Origin of the sequence: Arcticibacter sp., assembly GCF_045629565.1 — a bacterium.
GTDB lineage: Bacteria > Bacteroidota > Bacteroidia > Sphingobacteriales > Sphingobacteriaceae > Arcticibacter.
The window spans coordinates 18,813-37,559 of record NZ_JAZQRL010000123.1 but is presented as its reverse complement, the minus strand read 5'-3'; the positions used below and the strand labels follow the sequence as shown (position 1 = coordinate 37,559).

The window sequence follows — 18,747 nt, the reverse complement described above, 5'->3', positions numbered from 1 at the left end:
TTGTCCGGTCTCCTTTTCTGCCTATTTTAATAATTTGAGTACAGGAGCGCCGGCATCTAGATTTCTTTTTCGCAGCAACGCTTCCAGGTAATAATAGTCGGCATAATTTAACGGCACATCTACTTCACTATTGGATGGTTTAGATCCTGTACTATGAAGCAGAATAAAACCCTTGTTGTGCTTTACAGGAGAGATATATTTAGTGCCTAAACTTGTCAACATGTTGTCTGCTGACTCTCTATACCTTCTTTCACTCTGGCTGTATGTACTGAGTTCATATAAGCTGGAAGCAATAACAGCTGCCGCCGATGCATCTCTTGGCTCATTCGGAATATTCGGAGCATCAAAGTCATAATAAGGAACCATATCTTCCGGCATATTCTTATGGTTGAGGATGTAATCTGCAATGTGTTCTGCCTGCTCTAAATATCGCTTATCTTTGGTTTCACGGTAGCAAAGTGTATATCCGTAAACGGCCCAGGCCTGCCCACGTGACCACGCCGATTCATGACTAAAGCCTTGATGCGTATTTTTCTTTAAAACCGCACCGGTTTGCGGGTCATAGTCAATGACATGATAAGAGCTGTAGTCGGCCCTGAAATGGTTCTTCATAGTCGTATTGGCATGCTGAACAGCAATGTTATAAAAGGTGGAGTCCCCTGTTAGTTTTGTTGCAGCGAATAATAACTCGAGGTTCATCATATTGTCAATAATGACCGGATTTACCCATTTATCACGGCTATGATCCCAGGAAAGAATCGCTCCGGTTTTCGGGTTAAACCTGGCAGATAATGTCTTAGCAGATTGCACCACAACATCTTTGTAATGAGGATCCTGAGTAAGATTTAAGCCAGTACCAACGCTACAGTAAATTTTAAATCCCATATCATGTGTCGTTCCATTGGTCTGTTCTTTTTCTATTTTTGACGTGTATTTTCTTGCTTCATTCTGCCACTTATTCGCTCCTGTATGCGCATACAGATACCACAACACCCCCGGGAAAAATCCGCTGGTCCAGTCCCGGGATGCCACAAGTTTTAATTTACCACCTTCAAGGGTCCGGGGCGAAACAAGTTCAGGCTTAGCCGGATCATTAGCCTTTATAACTTCACCAAGCATAACAGAAGTTTGCTTTTCAGAATGTTTAATTGCTTGGTTGATTTTGAACTGCTGTGCATCAGCACTCTTATACAAAACAGCTGTAAGTACAGCAATACAGATATAACTATATTTCATAATCTAAATTTATATTTACTTAACCAGGGGTATTAATTGCATTTCAAGAAGTTTAAAAAGCTCCGTTCCTTCAGTATGCAACCGTTTCACTGATAGTCGGTAAGAGGAAGCCGGTAAATCAATAATACCAAGCTCCTGGAGAACTGGAATATCCTTCGTACCTCCTTTCGGGATCATCTTAAATGAAGAACCATTTATACGGATATCGTAAGCCATCCCCGGTTCTGTTACAGGAAGATACCGGGCCAACAGCCTGTACTTAGAATCATGAAGCATCTTTAAATCCCATGTCAGGTAATCATTGGCAGACTTCCACCCTTCAGCAAAATAACGATTTGCTTTCCCATCTCCGAAACTGAAGCCGTCTCCATGGATGTCTGCGTCAAAGGCGAGCAAACGATAAACGCCTTCTTTGGAAGTAATCCTTCGTTCCCCATCAGACTGTACATCTCCGGCTATATCCACAACAACAACTGCGTCAGCGTCATCCGGAGATTCCAATGGCACCCCAATCGAAAAATCAGCTTCTCCTACTTGCTTCACCTTTAATGAGCGGCCCCTTGGGTCTGTTAATACGTATGCTTTCAAAACTTTATTCTTCAGTCCGCCTAACTCCAGGATGCCATCTTTCGGCCAGTTGAATACATGCAAATAAAGCCTGCCCGGCTTTTCGGTTATAACTCCCCAGGATGGAACAGGTATACTACTCTTTCGTGTGCCATAAATACTCTCTTTATTCTTGCGGATCCAGGATCCTATACTGTCTAAGATCTGCGAATCTTTTGTATCAAAACTTCCATCACCCTTAGGGCCAATGTTTATTAATAGATTACCGCCCTTTGCGGATGCTTTCGCGAGAAGCTGGATAAAAAATCTGGCTGGCTTGTGACTTTTATCGTGTCTCGAATAGCCATACGATTCATTTGTTGTTGGTATAGCTTCCCAGTCTCCGCCAACCGACCTGAATTCTGCCGGACGATCACCGGTATTGATATAATCACCGAAATTAAATGATGAACTTCTGGCAAGACGCCCGTTTACAACAATATGAGGATCTGCTTCCCGGATCGCCTTCAATATGCGCAGATTTTCTGACAAGGGAAGTTTATGTGGAGTGTCAAACCAAAGAATGTCAGGATGATAATTAGCAATTAGCTCCTTTATTTGCGGAATAGCCTTTTCATCGACATATTTAGCTGCCTTAGGTAACCATTCAGGATGCGTATCAAACCAGTTAGTACCTCCCAGCAGCTTATCACCTCCGGGATTAGCATATTCCCAATCATTTCCCGGCGCATCAGGATGCTCCCAGTCAAAAGCATGAGAATAATAAAATCCGAATCGGATACCATGTTTCTTTGCTGCTGCCGCCAGCTCCCCCATAGGATCGCGTTTGAATGGGGTCTGATCAAATATATCAAATTCGGACACCTTAGAGTTCCATAGAGCGAAACCGTCATGATGCTTGGCGGTAACAATAAAATAATTCATACCCGCGTCTTTTGCTTTTAATATCCACTCTTCAGCATGGAACCGTTTTGGATTAAATCGTAGAGCGAGATTGCTGTACTCTGATTTACTCAACTGCTCCTTACGCATAAGATGCTCTGCATATCCCTCGACTTTTTTTCCCTTCCATTCTCCTGCAGGATCCGAATAGATTCCCCAATGGATAAACATTCCGTACTTCGCTTCTCTCCACCATATCAGTCTTTCAGACTGCGTTTTCTGTGCGTTTGTCCACCAACTACTTTTCGCCTCTTCAATTGCCTGTTGATCTCGTTGTTGCGCATGATTAAACATATTTTGATCTTCATCTCCCTGCACCTGTGCTTTCGCTCTATCATGCATGATCATAAAAACAATGGAGAGCATAAACGATAACATGCCGGGACAGCTTACTGTAAGTCTATTCATAGTTAAAGCTTAGTATTTGATGGTGTTATTGCTTCTATAACATATTCATGCCCGGCAACCGTTTGAAAATCTATAACATAACTATCCTTGAGATTCAACGCAGGCAATTCCGTTTTGGATGATCTTTTATACACAGGCATTCCTGACTTGTAAATCAAAGTATTGCTGTTTTCGCCCTCCGCTTTTTTCGTCTTTGTACCACGCACTAAAACTGGTGTATTCGTTCTAAGTCGGCAATTCCCTCCGGCCTTGGAAACAACAACCGCACGATGCAGTCGACCATTTCTCCATCTAAGATTCACTTCAAAATTTCCTCTCGCCCGTATCCCATTAATATATCCGTTTTTCCAGACTTCTGGCAGAGCGGGTAAGAGCTCTATCTCTCCGTCATGACTTTGTACAAGCATCTCCGTCATACCTGCCGTTCCACCGAAATTGCCATCTATCTGAAATGGAGGGTGCGCATCAAACAGATTAGGGTAAGTGCCTCCGCCGCTCATTTGCTCTCGCTTTTCGGTAGGATCAATATAGTTAAATGCAGAGGCTAATATCTTGTATGCCTGGTTCCCATCCTTCAACCTTGCCCACCAATTGATCTTCCAGGCCATTGACCAACCAGTGCTGATGTCTCCCCGATGAATCAACGACTGCTTAGCCGCTGCAGCAAGTTCAGGAGAAGTATATACAGAAATTTGATTGCCGGGATAAAGACCAAACAGGTGCGAAATATGCCGGTGACTATCTTTAGGATCGTCCCAGTCTTTATACCATTCCTGAAGCTGCCCGTATTGACCGATCTGATACGGATAAAGCTTCAACTCGGCAGCCTCTAGTTTTGCGCGGAAAGAGCTATCAATACCCAGTAGCTTTGATGTTTGAATACAGGCTGTAAATAACTCTCTGATGATAGCCATATCCATGGTTGAAGCCATACTGAGTTGAAACTCTTTCCCTTCTATCTTAACGGTATTCTCCGGAGATGTCGACGGATTAGTCACCAAATACTCACTTTGAACATCGTCGATCAGCCAGTGCAGAATAAACTCTGCAGCCCCCTTCATTAGCGGGTAAGCATCCTCCTTTAAAAACTTGCGGTCCCCATTAAATAGATAGTGTTCCCAAAGGTGGGTGGAAAGCCAGGCTCCTGCCATTGGCCAGGCCGACCATCGGGGCATACCTCTAGGATCCCAATCATAACCTCCCGTAGGCGACGTTTTAGCCCATAGATCGGAGTTATGGTGTGCCAGCCAACCATTGGGAATGTCGTAATTTATCTTCGCTGTTCTCGAACCGTTTACCGAAAGCTCTTTAATAAAATCAAAGAGTGGCTTATGAAGTTCTGATAGATTTGTATTTTCTGCCAGCCAATAATTCATCTCCGTGTTGATGTTCATGGTGTAATTGCTTCCCCAGGGGGGCTGAACCTCGTCATTCCAGATCCCTTGTAAGTTGGTCGGACGGGAGCCTAATCTCGAGCTGGAAATCATCAGGTACCTGCCAAACTGATAATAGAGCACCTGCAAGCCACGGTCACCATCTGACATATTAAAATTCCGTAAACGTTCGTTTACCGGCAATCTCGTATCCTCTTCATCCAGAGAAAATTCAACGCGACTAAAAAGCGATGCGTAGTCAGCCATATGTGACCTTTTAATCTCGTCATAGCTTTTTGTCAAGGCCAGTTCCATGTTCACTCTGGCTTCAATTGCCGGGTTTTTTCCTTCAAGGCCCGGAGACTTGTCAAAGCCGTTAAAGCTCGTCGCTTCAGTAAGATATAACGTAACGCTAGTAGCATCAGTAATCTTCAGACTGTCGCCTGATACCGAGCAATTCCCGCCTTCGGTCTTCATACGCAAGTGTATTTCGAAAGTCATTCCCTCTCCGTCCTCTAGCTCATCATATACCACCTGCTGCGATTCGTAGTCTCTGTTAGCGACATACTTCGGCGCCTTTCCTTTAAGTACCAGATAATCGTTTTGCAAGGCAGCGACTTCAAAGCGAAGCTTGCTGGATAATGCGGCACTAAAATTTAAAGCGCCTTTTTTATCAGCACTTAGCTTTATCATCATTACCTTATCCGGATGACTGATAAAACTTTCTCTCGAATAGTTTACCCCGCCTACCTTATACCTGGTAGTCGCTAACGCACGACTTATATCCAGATCTCTGTAATAAGAGGCAGCAGTAGAATCCTTAAAATGATTATCCAGGATAAGATCCCCCAATGGCAGGTACCTGGCGGAATAAGGTCCCTGCATCTTTTTCCATAAGGAAGAGGCCCGCTTGTAGTCCCCCTTAAATATGGCCTCTCTCACCTTAGGCAGAATAACAGGGCCGTCAGAATTGTTTCCTGACGCAGGGTATCCAGACCAAAGTGTATTGTCGTTTAATTGTATCCGTTCCCTGCTTACTCTGCCGAATACCATCGCCCCGGTTTTTCCGTTCCCCAAAGGCATTGCTTCCTCCCAGGCTCTCGCAGGTGTGTTATACCAAAGCTTTAATCCGGAGACCTTGCTTTTCCCTTTAGCGTAAGCCCGGTCGGAAAAACAAATTCCGAATGCTAATAAACAACAGCATATTTTTAAATTCATATTTTAAAGATTTAGGGAAACGGTCGGAATTCCTTCAGATTTAACAGCAATCACGTACTTCCCCTTAGTGGATTTTACGCGAATTATTGCCCTTCCATTATACATTTGGAGAAAACTTGACCCAGATGACGTTCCCTGGTTTTCGATGAGTTCCCCATCTCCCGACAATGAAAAACGAACCCAGTTCCGTGCATCCAAACAAGGAACATTATTTTCGTCAACTATCCTCGCTTCCAACGTTTGGATACCATCCCTGTCTTCAATTTTAGTGAGCATCATCCTGGCTGGCACAGACCACTTTGCAGTTTCGTATCGAAAACTTTTGGAGTCTGTAACAGTTACCTTTCCCTTCCTGGCAATTACCTTCACATCGTTTTCTCCCGCAATAAAATTCAGATTCCAACGAAGCCCTGCTGCGGGGAAGTCCTGACTATTCCGCAGCTTAACACCCTGACTTTTACCATTCAAGAAAAGTTCGGCCTCGTCGCAATTAGAATAGACTTTTATCATCTTATCCTCACCGGGCTCTCCCCAACGAACAGGCCATGAATGCCCATAAATATGGGCCATAGGCTTATCTGTCCAATACGACTGGTAGACGTAAAACACCTCCTTTTTGGTAAAATCACGTTCCACAACTCCTTTTTGATTCATGTAAGGCACCGGATTATCAGGTCGAACAGGTGTGGAGAAATCCTTAAAAGGCCATTGTGCGGTTCCTGTTAACCAAGGCATAGTTTCTTGCTCTTTTAAATGCCAGTCTACCAAATTACAGATGTACGATTCACTCCAATCCCCGTCTTTGGAAACACGGGTGCTGCCTCCGTACAAAGAAGCATCTCCTGCACGTTCATCAGCTTCTCCTGCAGCCTGAACCTTCATCAATGCATTGTCCGGATTTTCAGAATGACGACGGGCATGGCTATCTCCGCCCCACTCAACGTGGAGAAAATGCTTGTACTTTTTAAATTCTGCTTCACTAACCTGCTTGTATTCAGTATACACTCCACGATACCAACCTGCCCAGATAGAAGGAGAGTAAACGTCCACGATATCGCTGCAAAAATCGCAGCGGCGGATGGCTGTCTTTCTCGAATTATCCAGTTTATGTGAAAGATCGTTTAGCTCTTTCATGAACACTCTGATCTTTTCCTTATCAAACTCCGAAAAATCACCAGGCCAGTCATTCTCATTTCCCAAACCCCAGATAATCACCGAAGCATGATTGTAATGCTGCTCAATCATGTTAATGAGCATTCTCCTGGCCTGATCTTTATAGATATCGCCTCCTAATCCTCCGCGGCACCACGGAATTTCTTCCCAGACCAGTATGCCCAGACTATCGCAAAGATCTAACACAATACGCGATTGCTGATAATGACCCAGACGAATGAAATTTACGCCCATATCCTTCATCATCTTCATCTCTGTACGAATCATATCCTCCGTCATGGCTGCAGCCACACCCGCATGGTCCTCATGCCGGTGCGTACCACGCAGCAAAAGGCGTTTGCCATTTAACATAAACGGGCCCTTCTCGATAAATTCAAAGTGACGAAATCCAACCTTCTCAGAATGCTTAGATTCTCCATTCGCAGTGTGTATACTAACTTCAACGGTATATAATGAAGGCCGGACAGTAGACCAAACTTGAGGATTCTTTAGTTGCCAGTCGGTTAATGATATAGAACCATCCTGAAAAGGTACGTTCAAGCTTTCCCTTTCTACTATTCGTCCTTTTTCATCAAGTAATTTCACTTCAACGTCAGCTGAAGCAGCCTGATCAGGGTTATAGAATCTCGCTTTTACCTGCAGCCTTGCATTCCTGCCTGTTTTATCCACCTCAGCAAGAGCAAAAACCCTGTCGACGGAAAGCGCGGGGGCATAAACAAGATTAACATACCTGTATAAGCCTCCATAGATATTGAAATCAGAAAGATCTGAAGGTATCATTTCTAAATCCCGTGAGTTATCGGTTCGTATCGATACCGGGACCTCACCATTGAACACTTTTTTACAGATATCCGTTTTTTTAAACGCTTCTACAGCCTCCGTAATATCAGCGGTCCATTCATCATAACCCCCTACATGCGTTTTCACCTCTGTGGTATAGACAAATACTGAAGTCTTTTGCCCTGCTCCTTCAAAATGAAGGAGCGTCCTTCCGTTTTCATACGGATTGCTCACTTTTAACCGGGTTCTGTACCAGGAAGGGCCCTGATAATAGTTAAGATCCGGATGTACCCCGTCTACGGCGTTGACACAGTGTGGTAAGGTAACATTTTCCCATAAAGGGACGCTCTCCGGACTACCTGGCTCTACTCCGCGAACAGCCTCCCAAATGCCTCCCAAGTCCTGACGCATAAATTGCCAGTTATCATTTAGCCTTACTCGCTGTTGGGCACAGACAGATATCGCTGAAACAAATAATAGTAACAATAGTTGAAATCGCTTCACTTCATCAAATTTTAAAGATCCCTCTTGTATGGAATCAGTGCGTAATTAAGAGGCTGTAATCATGATCCATGAAGTGAACCCCAAAAGTTGGACAACAACTTTTGGGGTTCACTCTTCGGTTTAATGTGTATCTGCTTTTGCCAGGATACTAATCAGGTATGGTTGTAGTTAGAAAGCGGTCGATTACATGTACAACTCCATTGGTGGCCAAAAGGCTGCTGGTCCTCACGTTCCTCGTACCATTGAGCTGAACAGGATAATCAGAGGTATTAGACGGGGAGCTGTTCAGCACCCGCACAGACATTTTGGACTCCGGGTTTGGTGTAAAAACTACACTTGAATGCCTGGTGATACCTGCCGGAAGTGACATCAGCGAACCCGCTGGCGCTAGTGTATTTACCTTCACCGCTTCTATAACAGGAAGTGTATAATGGCTGTATTCGCCTTCCAGGATCAGGTATTCGAAATACCTTTTTACGAACTCCTTAGGATAATCGCTCCAGGCTGTTGCCGGCTTTGCGTTTACCATATTCGCTCCGAAGAAACAATCTGTCGGAGGTGTAGTGGCACGATTGATCGCGTCGTTATGAAGCAGAATAAAAGTCCTGCCTGGTTTTTTATACTCGTTGCTATCTATTTCTGCATACTGTATCCCCTCCAGCATTCTGCTAAAAATCTGATCATTTACAGCAGAACCTGTAGCACGCTCTTTTAAATATTGCCATGCTGTCTTGTTCAAATTAGGATTAAGGGTGTTGGGTTTACGGTCATAGTCTTCCTGCATATCCAGCCCAAAGAGGGTGCAGCCCTGAATGGCACTGAAAAGGATGAAAAGAAATAAACAAGACGTTAGATTTTTTATGGTTTTCATATTTACTAGTTGTAAGATGGATTCTGAACTAACTTTTTATTGTCCTCTAAAAGGGTTCTGTGAATCGGCCATAATATCTTGTTCATATCTGTGCCGAAACCGACAAGATCCGGTCGCTGCGTAATTCGCTCAACGCGATATTTAATTATCGGATCCATGATTTCTTTCACCTTATCAGCCCTTACGATATCGAACCATCTTTTACCCTCAGCAAAAAGCTCATATCTTCTTTCAGCAAGGATGGCGTCGGCAAGGGTCTCCTTGCTGGCCGCCTCTGGGCTTGACGTTGTAATCGCCGGAAGGCCTGCTCTTGTTCTGATGAGGTTCAGGTACCTGATCGCTTCAGACTGTAATCCGGTCTCATTTAATGCTTCTGCGTATAGCAGATAGACATCGGCAAGCCGGTACATAACCAGATATACCGGAAATGCTTCGTTTATACTGGCGTTGGTTCCGAACGTTTTAACGTCATAATATTTAACCACCTTATCAATGTGTCCTAGTCCGGGGAGTGTATCTATAGTCTTGGCAACACGCGTATCAGCTTTGATTTTTTTCCAATCCTCATGAATAATAGAGTCCACGCGTACCGGGTTGTTTGACTTGCCTACAGAAATCGGAAGGCATGCACAACCATTGTTGGCGAAATCCCAATGAATACTCCAAATTGCTTCATTGGTAATTGCAGGGTTCAAAAACAGGTTCTTCCAGCTAGCTTGTGGCTCAAGTGTTGCACCGGTATTGCCATGTGCCACACCCTTAGGTCCTCTCGCCTCAAACACTTTTGAAAGCCATAATTTAGAATTATCATAATCCTTCCTCCACGCATATACATCTCCCAACATGGCTGCAATAGCGCCCTCGCTGATGTTCCATACCACGGGAGTCTGAGCCTTTGGAATGAGATCATAAGCCACGGTCAAATCAGGAATAATAACCTCCGTAAAGATTTTTTCCTTAGACTCTCTCGGAAGCTCCGGGTTTACTGTCAGACTTTCGTACGCCTCGGTACGAATGGGTGCATCTCCCCATATACGTACAATATAGAAGTAACATATAGCACGCATAGCATAACACTGTGCCAGCGCAGAGTTGATTGTTGCCGTCGAAACATTCGGATCATATTTCTGAACATCAGGCAAGCGCTCAATCATCAGGTTAGCCCTTGCTATTGTACGGTAGAAGTTATTCCAGTTCGCAGAAGCATTACCCGAAGTCAATGTATTGATTGCAAGCTCAGATATCATACTGTTTGCATATTGTGACCGATCAAAATTATCCGATCTTCCTTCACCCCAGTAATGATACATTCCCGAAAATCCTTCTCCTGTTCCCGTCATCATCTCCTGAAATGAACTGTACACACCCGCCAACCCCGAATTAATATCCTTACCCGACTTAAAGTAGGCCTCTGTGGCAACCTGCGCCAAGGGCTCCTCTGTTAAAAAATCCTTACAACCAGATAAAAAAATGGCTGCAGCTATAATGGTTGTTAATATCTTTTTCATCTCTACTAAAAATTAACGTTTACACCTAAACCGATCTCTCTTCTCTTAGGATACCTTCCGCTATCCTGACCGATCTCTAAACCTGAAGAACTGAACTCCGGATCGTACCAGCTGTAATTGGTCCACGTAAGAAGATTCTGACCATATGTATACAGACTTAATCCCTTTAGCTTCATCCTGTTAGCCAGTTTCGAATCAAAGGTATAGGTGAGTCTTGCGCTCGACAAACGGATAAAAGTACCGTCCTCGATGTAAAGGCTGTTATAACCCGTAACGATACTCTGTCGATCGTTCTTTCTTACCCAGTTAGGATATTTGGAAATATCTCCTTGCTTAGCCCAGGCTGTGGTTGCCGCATCCCAGATTGGAGGTGTATAAGTAGATGAGGCAGCGTTTTGATCGTTTCTTACTTTGTTGTAGATCTCGTTGCCTACCTGTCCTGTAAACAAAAAGCTTAGAGACCAGGCCTTGTACCGGAAATTGTTATTGATACCGAAATAGAAGTCCGGCAACCCGTTTCCAACGATAACCTTATCATTATCATCAATCAGTCCGTCATTATTCAGGTCATACCATTCTGTATCTCCACCCTCAAGAACAATTCCGTTTCTCATCTTTTTGCGAACATCTCCGGTGTATGGCTGGCCGTTCAACGTGTACCCATCAAAATCTACCACCGATGAGCCGTCTGCCGAAACCTGCACATTTACCGGGGTTAGTCTTTCACCTGATGGCGTATAAGCGTTCGATACATCGTATTGATAAACGCCTAAGTTTTTCCACATAAACATATCGCCGATTTTACCACCCTCTTCAATTCTCCAGATGTTTCCGCTAATAAACGGCGTGCCGTTCGCAAGTTTCTTTACCTTTCCAGTCTGGAAGGAAATATTGGCACTTACATCCCAACCCATATTTGTATTTGAGATCGCGGTACCGGTTAATGACATTTCCAATCCTCTGTTCTCAATTGATCCCAGATTGATGGTGGTGTTTGATTTTCCGGTTTCTTTCGGGATTTCCTGTCTATACAGAAGGTCCGTTGTCGTCTTAGTGTACAAGTCGGCAACAAAGTTTAACCGTCCTTTAAGAAAAGATAGATCAAGCCCCAGGTTCTTTGAGGTTGTAGTCTCCCATTTGATCGCATCGTTACCTAAAGTCGACGATTCCGCTGCAGCGCTGTTTCCGTTATAAAACTCTCCACCGAAATTAACCAGCGTATAGGCAGAATAGTTACCAATAGCATCGTTACCGGCTTGTCCGATACCAAATCGAAGCTTGGCATCAGTAAGCGCAGGTTTTGCCCACGACATGAACTCCTCGTCTGATACTCTCCATGCTCCGGAACCAGATAAGAAAGTTCCCCATCTGTTGTTTATACCAAATTTCGACGATCCATCCCTTCTGATCGTTCCCTGCAAAATATATCGGCTTTTGTAATTATAACCTAAACGGCCAAATACGGAAACGTTTGAATATGCGCCGGCGGTAGTGCCGGTTCCACTAAGATCCAACATACCTGCGTTGGAAGTATTAATGGCCTCGCTCACATACTTGAACATTGAAATTCGGTAATCGTCAAATCTGAATCGATCTGCAGTAAAGGCTAATAGACCGGTAACGGAGTGGTCTTTGGCAAAAGTCTTGTCGTAATTCAAAAAAGACTGAAATTCCCAGTAGAAATCTTTGTTAAATGTATTACTTCCCCTGGCATCACCTGTACCGCCAGCAGTAAGTGATGATGGAGTGAACGATCTATTCGTTTCGTTGTCAAGTCTGGCATTAAACAAGCTGGTGAACGTGAGCGAACTCAAGAGCTTGTATTCAGCCTTGGTATTAAACTGAGCCGTGTAGTCATTATCCAGATCTTCATTAAGCATGGCAAAAGCAACCGGATTTCGCTTCGACTCCACATAACTTGCTAAACTTCCATCCGGCCGGTATAAACTTGTCCATGGATTACGTTCAAAAACTTGCTTAGCACTATTTGCAATCGGAATCTGATTTCCTGTCTGATAGCTGTAAGAAAGATTATTATATAACTTTAATTTGGGAGTCGCCTGGTAGTCCACATTGATCTTAGCCTGCAAACGCTTCATCCAGCTGTTAATAACAATTGCCTGATCATCTGTGTAGGTAACCCCTCCGTAATAACTCAAGCCTTTAGTTGCTCCGCTGACGTTCACACCTAATACCTTTCTGTTTCCTTTCCTGAACAATAAATCCTGGAAATCATTATCTGCGTTCAGGTAAGGATTAACTGAATCGATGTTTCCACCAAAACCGTCGCCACCTCCGCGCATCTTTCTGAAATAGCGGAGCTCATCAGCACTCGTAGTACGTAGTTTGTTAGCCAAGCTGCCGAATACATTGGAAAGATTGACCTGCACCATCGGGCGTCCCTCTCTACCCCTCTTGGTGGTAATTAAGATAACACCGTTCGCACCCCGCGCACCGTAGATAGCTGCGGTGGAGGCATCCTTTAAAATCTCGAAAGATAAGATGTCCGAGGGATTTACAAATGACGCGTCCTGAGATATCAAACCGTCGATCACATAAAGAGGACCATTCCCGGAGTTAAGTGATGAGGCTCCTCTGATTTGAATAGTTCCCTGACCGAATGGATCGCCATTGTCATTAGACACCTGCACACCCGCTGCCTGGCCTTGCAAAGCATCGAATATGGTTACTGGTTGTCTTTCAGCAATTGCCTTTTCACCGACAGTACTGATAGGACCCGTAAGGTCCCTTTTCTTTGCAGAGCCTCCATATCCGGTGCTCACCACGACTTCCTGAAGCGTATTAGCACTTTCGGCTAATGATACATTTACGACGCTTCGGGAACCTACATTGACTTCCCTGGTCTCGAAACCTATAAAAGTAAACTGCAGTATAATCCCTGTTCCCGTCACTTTGAGGTTATATTTTCCCAAAGCATTCGTACTGGTACCTTGTGTTTTCCCTTTCACGCGTACGCTGACGCCCGGAAGTGGTTCGCCCTTATTATCGGTTACCGTACCGCTAATGGCCAGAACTGACTGCGAAAATGCGTTTGAATTCATATTCATAACGAATAGAAGTATAAGCAGCTTAGTGGCCCCGGCTATCCACTTACTACTTACTGTCAAACATGAAGAAGATCGGGTACAAATTTTAATCATATTATTTGGTTTAATTCTCTTGGCTGATTGCCCTGGTTAGTAGTTAAAGGCCTATTTTGAAAAATCCTTTCATTGCTGCAATTGACTGAAAAAACAAAGGCGATTATGTAGGCTGGTTAGCGAATTATTCAACTGGATTTACACTATTCCACATGGAATAGATGCCTCTGTCTGATATCAGTTGAGGAGCTTCCAATCAGAACTTCAAACTCGCCAGGTTCCACAACTGCTTGCATATCGCGGTTTAGAAGTTCAAGATCCTGGGGCTTAAGCTCGAAGGTGACAGTCTTCTTCTCTCCAGGTACCAGGTGAATTCTTTCAAATCCTCTCAGCTGGGAATCATAGACAACAACACTGCTTAACTTATCTTTCACATAAAGCTGCACCACCTCGTCTCCTTTAAGCGTTCCTGTATTGGAAATATCTACTGATACCTTGAAATTTCCGGCGGCAGCCTGCTTTTCCGGACTGATCTTTAGATTATCATAGTCAAAAGTGGTATAACTCAAGCCGAAGCCAAATGGATACAGAGGCCCGTTAACGCGGGATCTTCCAAATCCGTTATCACCACTGGAAGGCTGATTGGCGTGAGAACCCGGCTTAAAAGGAAAGTTAAGCTCAATTTGACCGATAGATTTCGGAAATGTCACGGGAAGTTTACCACCCGGATTATAGTCACCGAACAGGGATTCAGCAACCGCCTTCGCCCCTTCTGGACCGGGGAACCAGGCTTCAAGAATAGCATTTACATTTTGGTCGGCCCAGTTGATGGTTAGCGGACGCCCGTTGACAAGAACTACGATAATCGGTTTACCTGTTTTGTGCAAGGCCTCCAACAACTGCTGCTGCCGCCCGGGAAGATCCAGGCTTGTTCTGCTCAAACTCTCTCCCACCCGTTTCTCATCTTCACCAACTACGGCTACGATCACATCCGCGTTCTTTGCTTTCTCGACAGCTGCTGCTATACCCGCATTTTCTTCGTCCGTTAAGGGCGTCGGAACGAGTTCTGTACCCGGCCATCCTTCATTAACAATATCACAACCTCTGGCATAATCAAACTTCACTTTTTCAGTACCATATGCCTGCAGCGCCTTATAGATAGAAAGCGAAGGGTTATTACCGGGGCCGTACCTGCTTACTGTATAGTTTACTTCCTCAGCTAAAGGTCCGGTAACCAATACCTTCATGGCTTTATCCTTACTCATTGGCAACGTCTTAGCCTCATTCTTCAGAAGCACCAATGCCTCCCGGTTAAGCTGATGAGCAAAATCCCGGTCTGCCTGGGTATGTACCAAATGATCCGCCTTGCCGGGATCTTCAACCAAAGGCTTATCGAAAAGCCCCAATCTGAACTTGACGGCAAGCACTTCTCTGACACGCTGATCCAGCACATCTGTAGAAACCCTGCCCTCCTTAACCAACTCACGCAAAGGCTCCAGATAAATCTTCGGATCCCTAAAATTCGTCCAAACATTAAGACCAGCCTTTAATGCCTGTTCAATAGCTCCCTTGAAATCCGCAGCAACATGATGCTTGGAAGCTATAAATTCAACCGCCTCACTATCTGAAACGACATAGCCCTTAAATCCAAACTGATTACGCAGCAGTTCCGTCAGGAAATAATAGCTTCCCGTAACAGGGATCCCGTCCCAATCATTATAGCTGCTCATGACGCCCATAGGATGGGCTTCTTCAATAACTCTTCTAAAAGGATACAGATACAATTGGTGCATTTCACGCGGAGCAACGTGCGGGTCTGTACGTGCGTGGCCGTCCCTTCCCCCTTTTGGAACACTATAAACTGCATAATGCTTTAAGGTTGCTGCTACTCCTTCGGCCTGTATTCCCAAAACCATCTGCTTACCCAACTCCGCAATATGAAAGGGATCCTCTCCGTAACATTCTACAACACGTCCCCATCTTGGGTCACGTGCCGGATCCAGGATCGGCGCATAGACATTCGTGTAGCCGAGAACTCTGGCTTCCCGGCCAACGATATGCCCGGCTTTGCCCACTAAATTTTTGTTCCATGTACTTCCGATACCAATCGGAGCGCAAAAAGGAGTCGCCTTCTCATGACATAATCCGTGAATCCCTTCGTTAGTGAAATCAACCGGAATCCCCAGCCGGGTTTCCTCTATGAACCATCTCTGCACCGTATTTTTAGCTTTTACATGCTTGCTGAACGGATATGAATAAGAGGTAGCAGCCTTCTTATTATTGGGTACGCTGTTTAACTCTTCATCTATGTTTGCTATGCCATCTTTCCAGATGGCATTCTTCCACTCCGGCCTGGGTAGCTCGTCCTGAAGTACACGCCCGTACCCATAAAGCGTAGCTGTTTGGGCGGTCTTCTCGTCCGTGTTCATCTGAGATAACAGATCTTCAACCCGTCTTTCTATACTTTGTGCCGGATCCTCATATATATCTTTCTTTCCATTCTTATTGAAGTCGATCCAACCTTTTTGATAAATCGACTTCGTTTTATTTTGCGCCATGGAGTCCACCGGGAAATGAGCACCAAGAACGACACTAACAAACAATACTATTCCGCTTGTTCTATTTACAGACATCTGAAAAAATTAGGTTTACTTTGATTACGAAGATCCGGGTTTTCCGAGATCAGAAAGTGCCCCTTAATTGGCTAAATAGTCTGTTATATTAACATCACAGCCTGGAAAGATGGGTCTCTACATGGCCGTTAATCTCAGCCGTTCGTTAACTGAAGTGTTAAATGATACAGTTGCTCCCTCAACAAATTCGGTCTTGCCATTGCCTCGAACCACCTTTATCTTCCTTCCGGGCCATGGATTTTCCATTACACAGACCCTGCCTTTTTCACTTTCCAGATCAACGTACTGAACATTTCCTTTTTCCAGTTTACTGCTAACCAGAAACGCCCCATAAGCCCTAAGTGTCTTAAAACTTGCGTCTTTCTGCTTGTTCCAGTTTGGAAACATCCGGATGATACCTTCGTAGCTTTGCATAAGCATTTCATTGATAGTGAGTGGCACAGCAGCGAGTGTCTCAATACCACCACCACCTTGAGTGATCCAAAAATTGGGAAGTGACTGTGCCGAAATTCTTTCTTTCAGATACATCAGAACCGAATCTGCGCTATATCCCACCCGTACAGCTGCCGGATAACAAGTCTCAATACCGTTTCCTGATGTATTAGCCCAGTCAGCTTTCGAAGCAATGTTATCCTTCCAATGAGAAATGTCGCTCAACAGGATCTTATTAAATTCAGGATCTGTTTTCGGGCCGGTTACTCCTCCGGGTAATATCAATCCATGAATCGATACCCGTGAAAGCCCTACAGCCGGTGGGTTATCCGAATCAACATTTCGTTCTACGCTTCTAAGCGCCATCCTACCGTTTACCTCTCCTACAGGAGGTTGACTTAAGTGATTCACGATATGTTTCCACTTATCCCGACGTTCAGCATCCACATTCAAGTGTTCACTTACGTCCAACATTCCCTTGAACAGCATCTTCACCAGACCAACTGATAAGGTGGAATTAAAATCACCTAGGCGGTTACGCCATATTCCCTTGTTGCGAATATTAGGCATAACTTCATTGAAATGGTCCATATAGATAACATATCGCCCATTTTCAAACTTCAGATACTCTTCCCAAAAGATCGCGCATTGTTGCATATAAGGATAAACGCGCTTCGCATAATCGCTATCATAGGTACTGTAAAAGCGCATCAGCATATTTCCCACACTGAAGACAGCATTGATTTTTTGGCCAAGAAACTTATATCCGCCGTCAATGGTATTTTCTCTCGTGGCATACCTTTTCAACATTTCATCCTCAGTGAGTGGCCAACGGGTCGTCACTAGGCCTTTGGGACCAATTCCTACCGGATAGTAAATACCGTTTTGTCCGAGAAGATCACGCGCATGCGCCTTTCCCTTTTCCATGTAATCCAGGATAGGCTGATCGAAATTATCCGTCAGATCTATCTGGTTAGATGAAAATGCTGCCCAATAAGGAGCCTGGTAATTATAGTTCAGATGATAATCACCACCCCAGAGGGACGAATCCTGAGTAATGAAAGGCCCCCAGATGCCCGGAGCAAATTTGTCCTTTCGTGAGCTGCTTCCCAGAAGATATTGTGACGTATAGTAATACTTCTCCAGCATCTTGTCTGGAATCTGAATCTCAGACTTACTCCAGAAATCCGACCACCATTTCTCGTGACTTTCTTTGAGCCGTGCTACCGCCTGTTCATCAATACTCCGAACGTTGCTGATAGCATGGCTTTTCCAATCAACTCGATCATGATTGGTAAACATGCTCAACACAAAAACAACTTTCTTATTCGTTGGCAATTCAACACTTTGCTCAGAAGAACTTGCTGCGTTTAGAACCTTCATGGCAATTGCCACATGAGAGGGCCATTCCAGCATCGGGGTGTTGGCAAATGATCGTACCGCCCAATACACATCCTTATCTTTCCCATTAGAAACCTCCGATGTATTTCCTTCAGCCGGCCACAAATTAAATTTCAAACGGCTATTTCTGTTAGCGGTCAGCTCAATCAGTACGTTATTACTGGTTGCCGACACGATAGTATTCATCTGTACACGCAGCTTGCCTTTTCCAAATTCCGCAGCGATACGCGCCTTACCGATCTGCTGTTCGGCACGGTAACTGGCTCCCGCCAAATCACTTATCATGATATCAAAGCCTCCGGGAAACGCTATCCCTCCTCCGGGATAAACCGGGTGAGCCCGCCAAAAATCGTTCTTACCCAGATAGAATGTCAAATGATCAGGATTCCCTCCGAGAGTTAAGCCTATGTCACCATTTCCCGCCACAGCGGCAGCCGGAACCCTTTTCACCGGCAGCTTAGCCGGAGCCGTAGTCAACACAGCCGAATTTCTGCTCTCATAAGCAGGCTGTGCTTGTAAGCTGGCATACACTCCTGCCAAAAAGATAAGTACGAAAATAAATTTATGATTACGCATATTGATATAGTTAGTCAGAAGCTA

General features: G+C 44.6%; 9 protein-coding genes. All 9 read right to left on the bottom strand.

Features of this window, described 5'->3' with window-relative positions:
• Positions 1 to 21 precede the first annotated feature (21 nt).
• Positions 22 to 1,236, bottom strand: coding sequence for a glycoside hydrolase family 88 protein (locus tag ACKI5J_RS16750; protein ID WP_407430636.1), 1,215 nt, complete (start codon positions 1,234 to 1,236; stop codon positions 22 to 24).
• A gap of 15 nt (positions 1,237 to 1,251) precedes the next feature.
• Positions 1,252 to 3,153 (bottom strand): alpha-L-fucosidase, encoded by a 1,902-nt coding sequence (locus ACKI5J_RS16745; protein ID WP_407430635.1) that lies wholly within the window; start codon positions 3,151 to 3,153, stop codon positions 1,252 to 1,254.
• Positions 3,154 to 3,155: 2 nt separating this feature from the next.
• Positions 3,156 to 5,744, bottom strand: coding sequence for a glycosyl hydrolase family 95 catalytic domain-containing protein (locus ACKI5J_RS16740; RefSeq protein ID WP_407430634.1), 2,589 nt, complete (start codon positions 5,742 to 5,744; stop codon positions 3,156 to 3,158).
• A 3-nt stretch (positions 5,745 to 5,747) separates the two neighbouring features.
• On the bottom strand, positions 5,748 to 8,201 hold the full coding sequence (locus tag ACKI5J_RS16735; protein WP_407430633.1) for a glycoside hydrolase family 2 TIM barrel-domain containing protein: 2,454 nt from the start codon (positions 8,199 to 8,201) through the stop codon (positions 5,748 to 5,750).
• 148 nt (positions 8,202 to 8,349) lie between these two features.
• Positions 8,350 to 9,072: a hypothetical protein gene (locus ACKI5J_RS16730; protein ID WP_407430632.1), complete on the bottom strand. Its 723-nt coding sequence runs from the start codon at positions 9,070 to 9,072 to the stop codon at positions 8,350 to 8,352.
• A 5-nt stretch (positions 9,073 to 9,077) separates the two neighbouring features.
• On the bottom strand, positions 9,078 to 10,580 hold the full coding sequence (locus ACKI5J_RS16725) for a RagB/SusD family nutrient uptake outer membrane protein (RefSeq protein ID WP_407430631.1): 1,503 nt from the start codon (positions 10,578 to 10,580) through the stop codon (positions 9,078 to 9,080).
• Positions 10,581 to 10,585: 5 nt separating this feature from the next.
• The gene (locus ACKI5J_RS16720) at positions 10,586 to 13,741 is read right to left on the bottom strand and encodes a SusC/RagA family TonB-linked outer membrane protein (RefSeq protein WP_407430630.1); all 3,156 of its coding nucleotides are present in this window, start codon (positions 13,739 to 13,741) and stop codon (positions 10,586 to 10,588) included.
• 143 nt (positions 13,742 to 13,884) lie between these two features.
• A complete protein-coding gene (locus ACKI5J_RS16715; RefSeq protein WP_407430629.1) occupies positions 13,885 to 16,314 on the bottom strand; it encodes a glycoside hydrolase family 3 C-terminal domain-containing protein in 2,430 nt (809 codons plus the stop codon).
• 117 nt (positions 16,315 to 16,431) lie between these two features.
• Entirely contained in the window at positions 16,432 to 18,723 is a 2,292-nt protein-coding gene (locus ACKI5J_RS16710; protein ID WP_407430628.1) for a glycosyl hydrolase family 95 catalytic domain-containing protein, read from the bottom strand.
• Positions 18,724 to 18,747 lie beyond the last annotated feature (24 nt).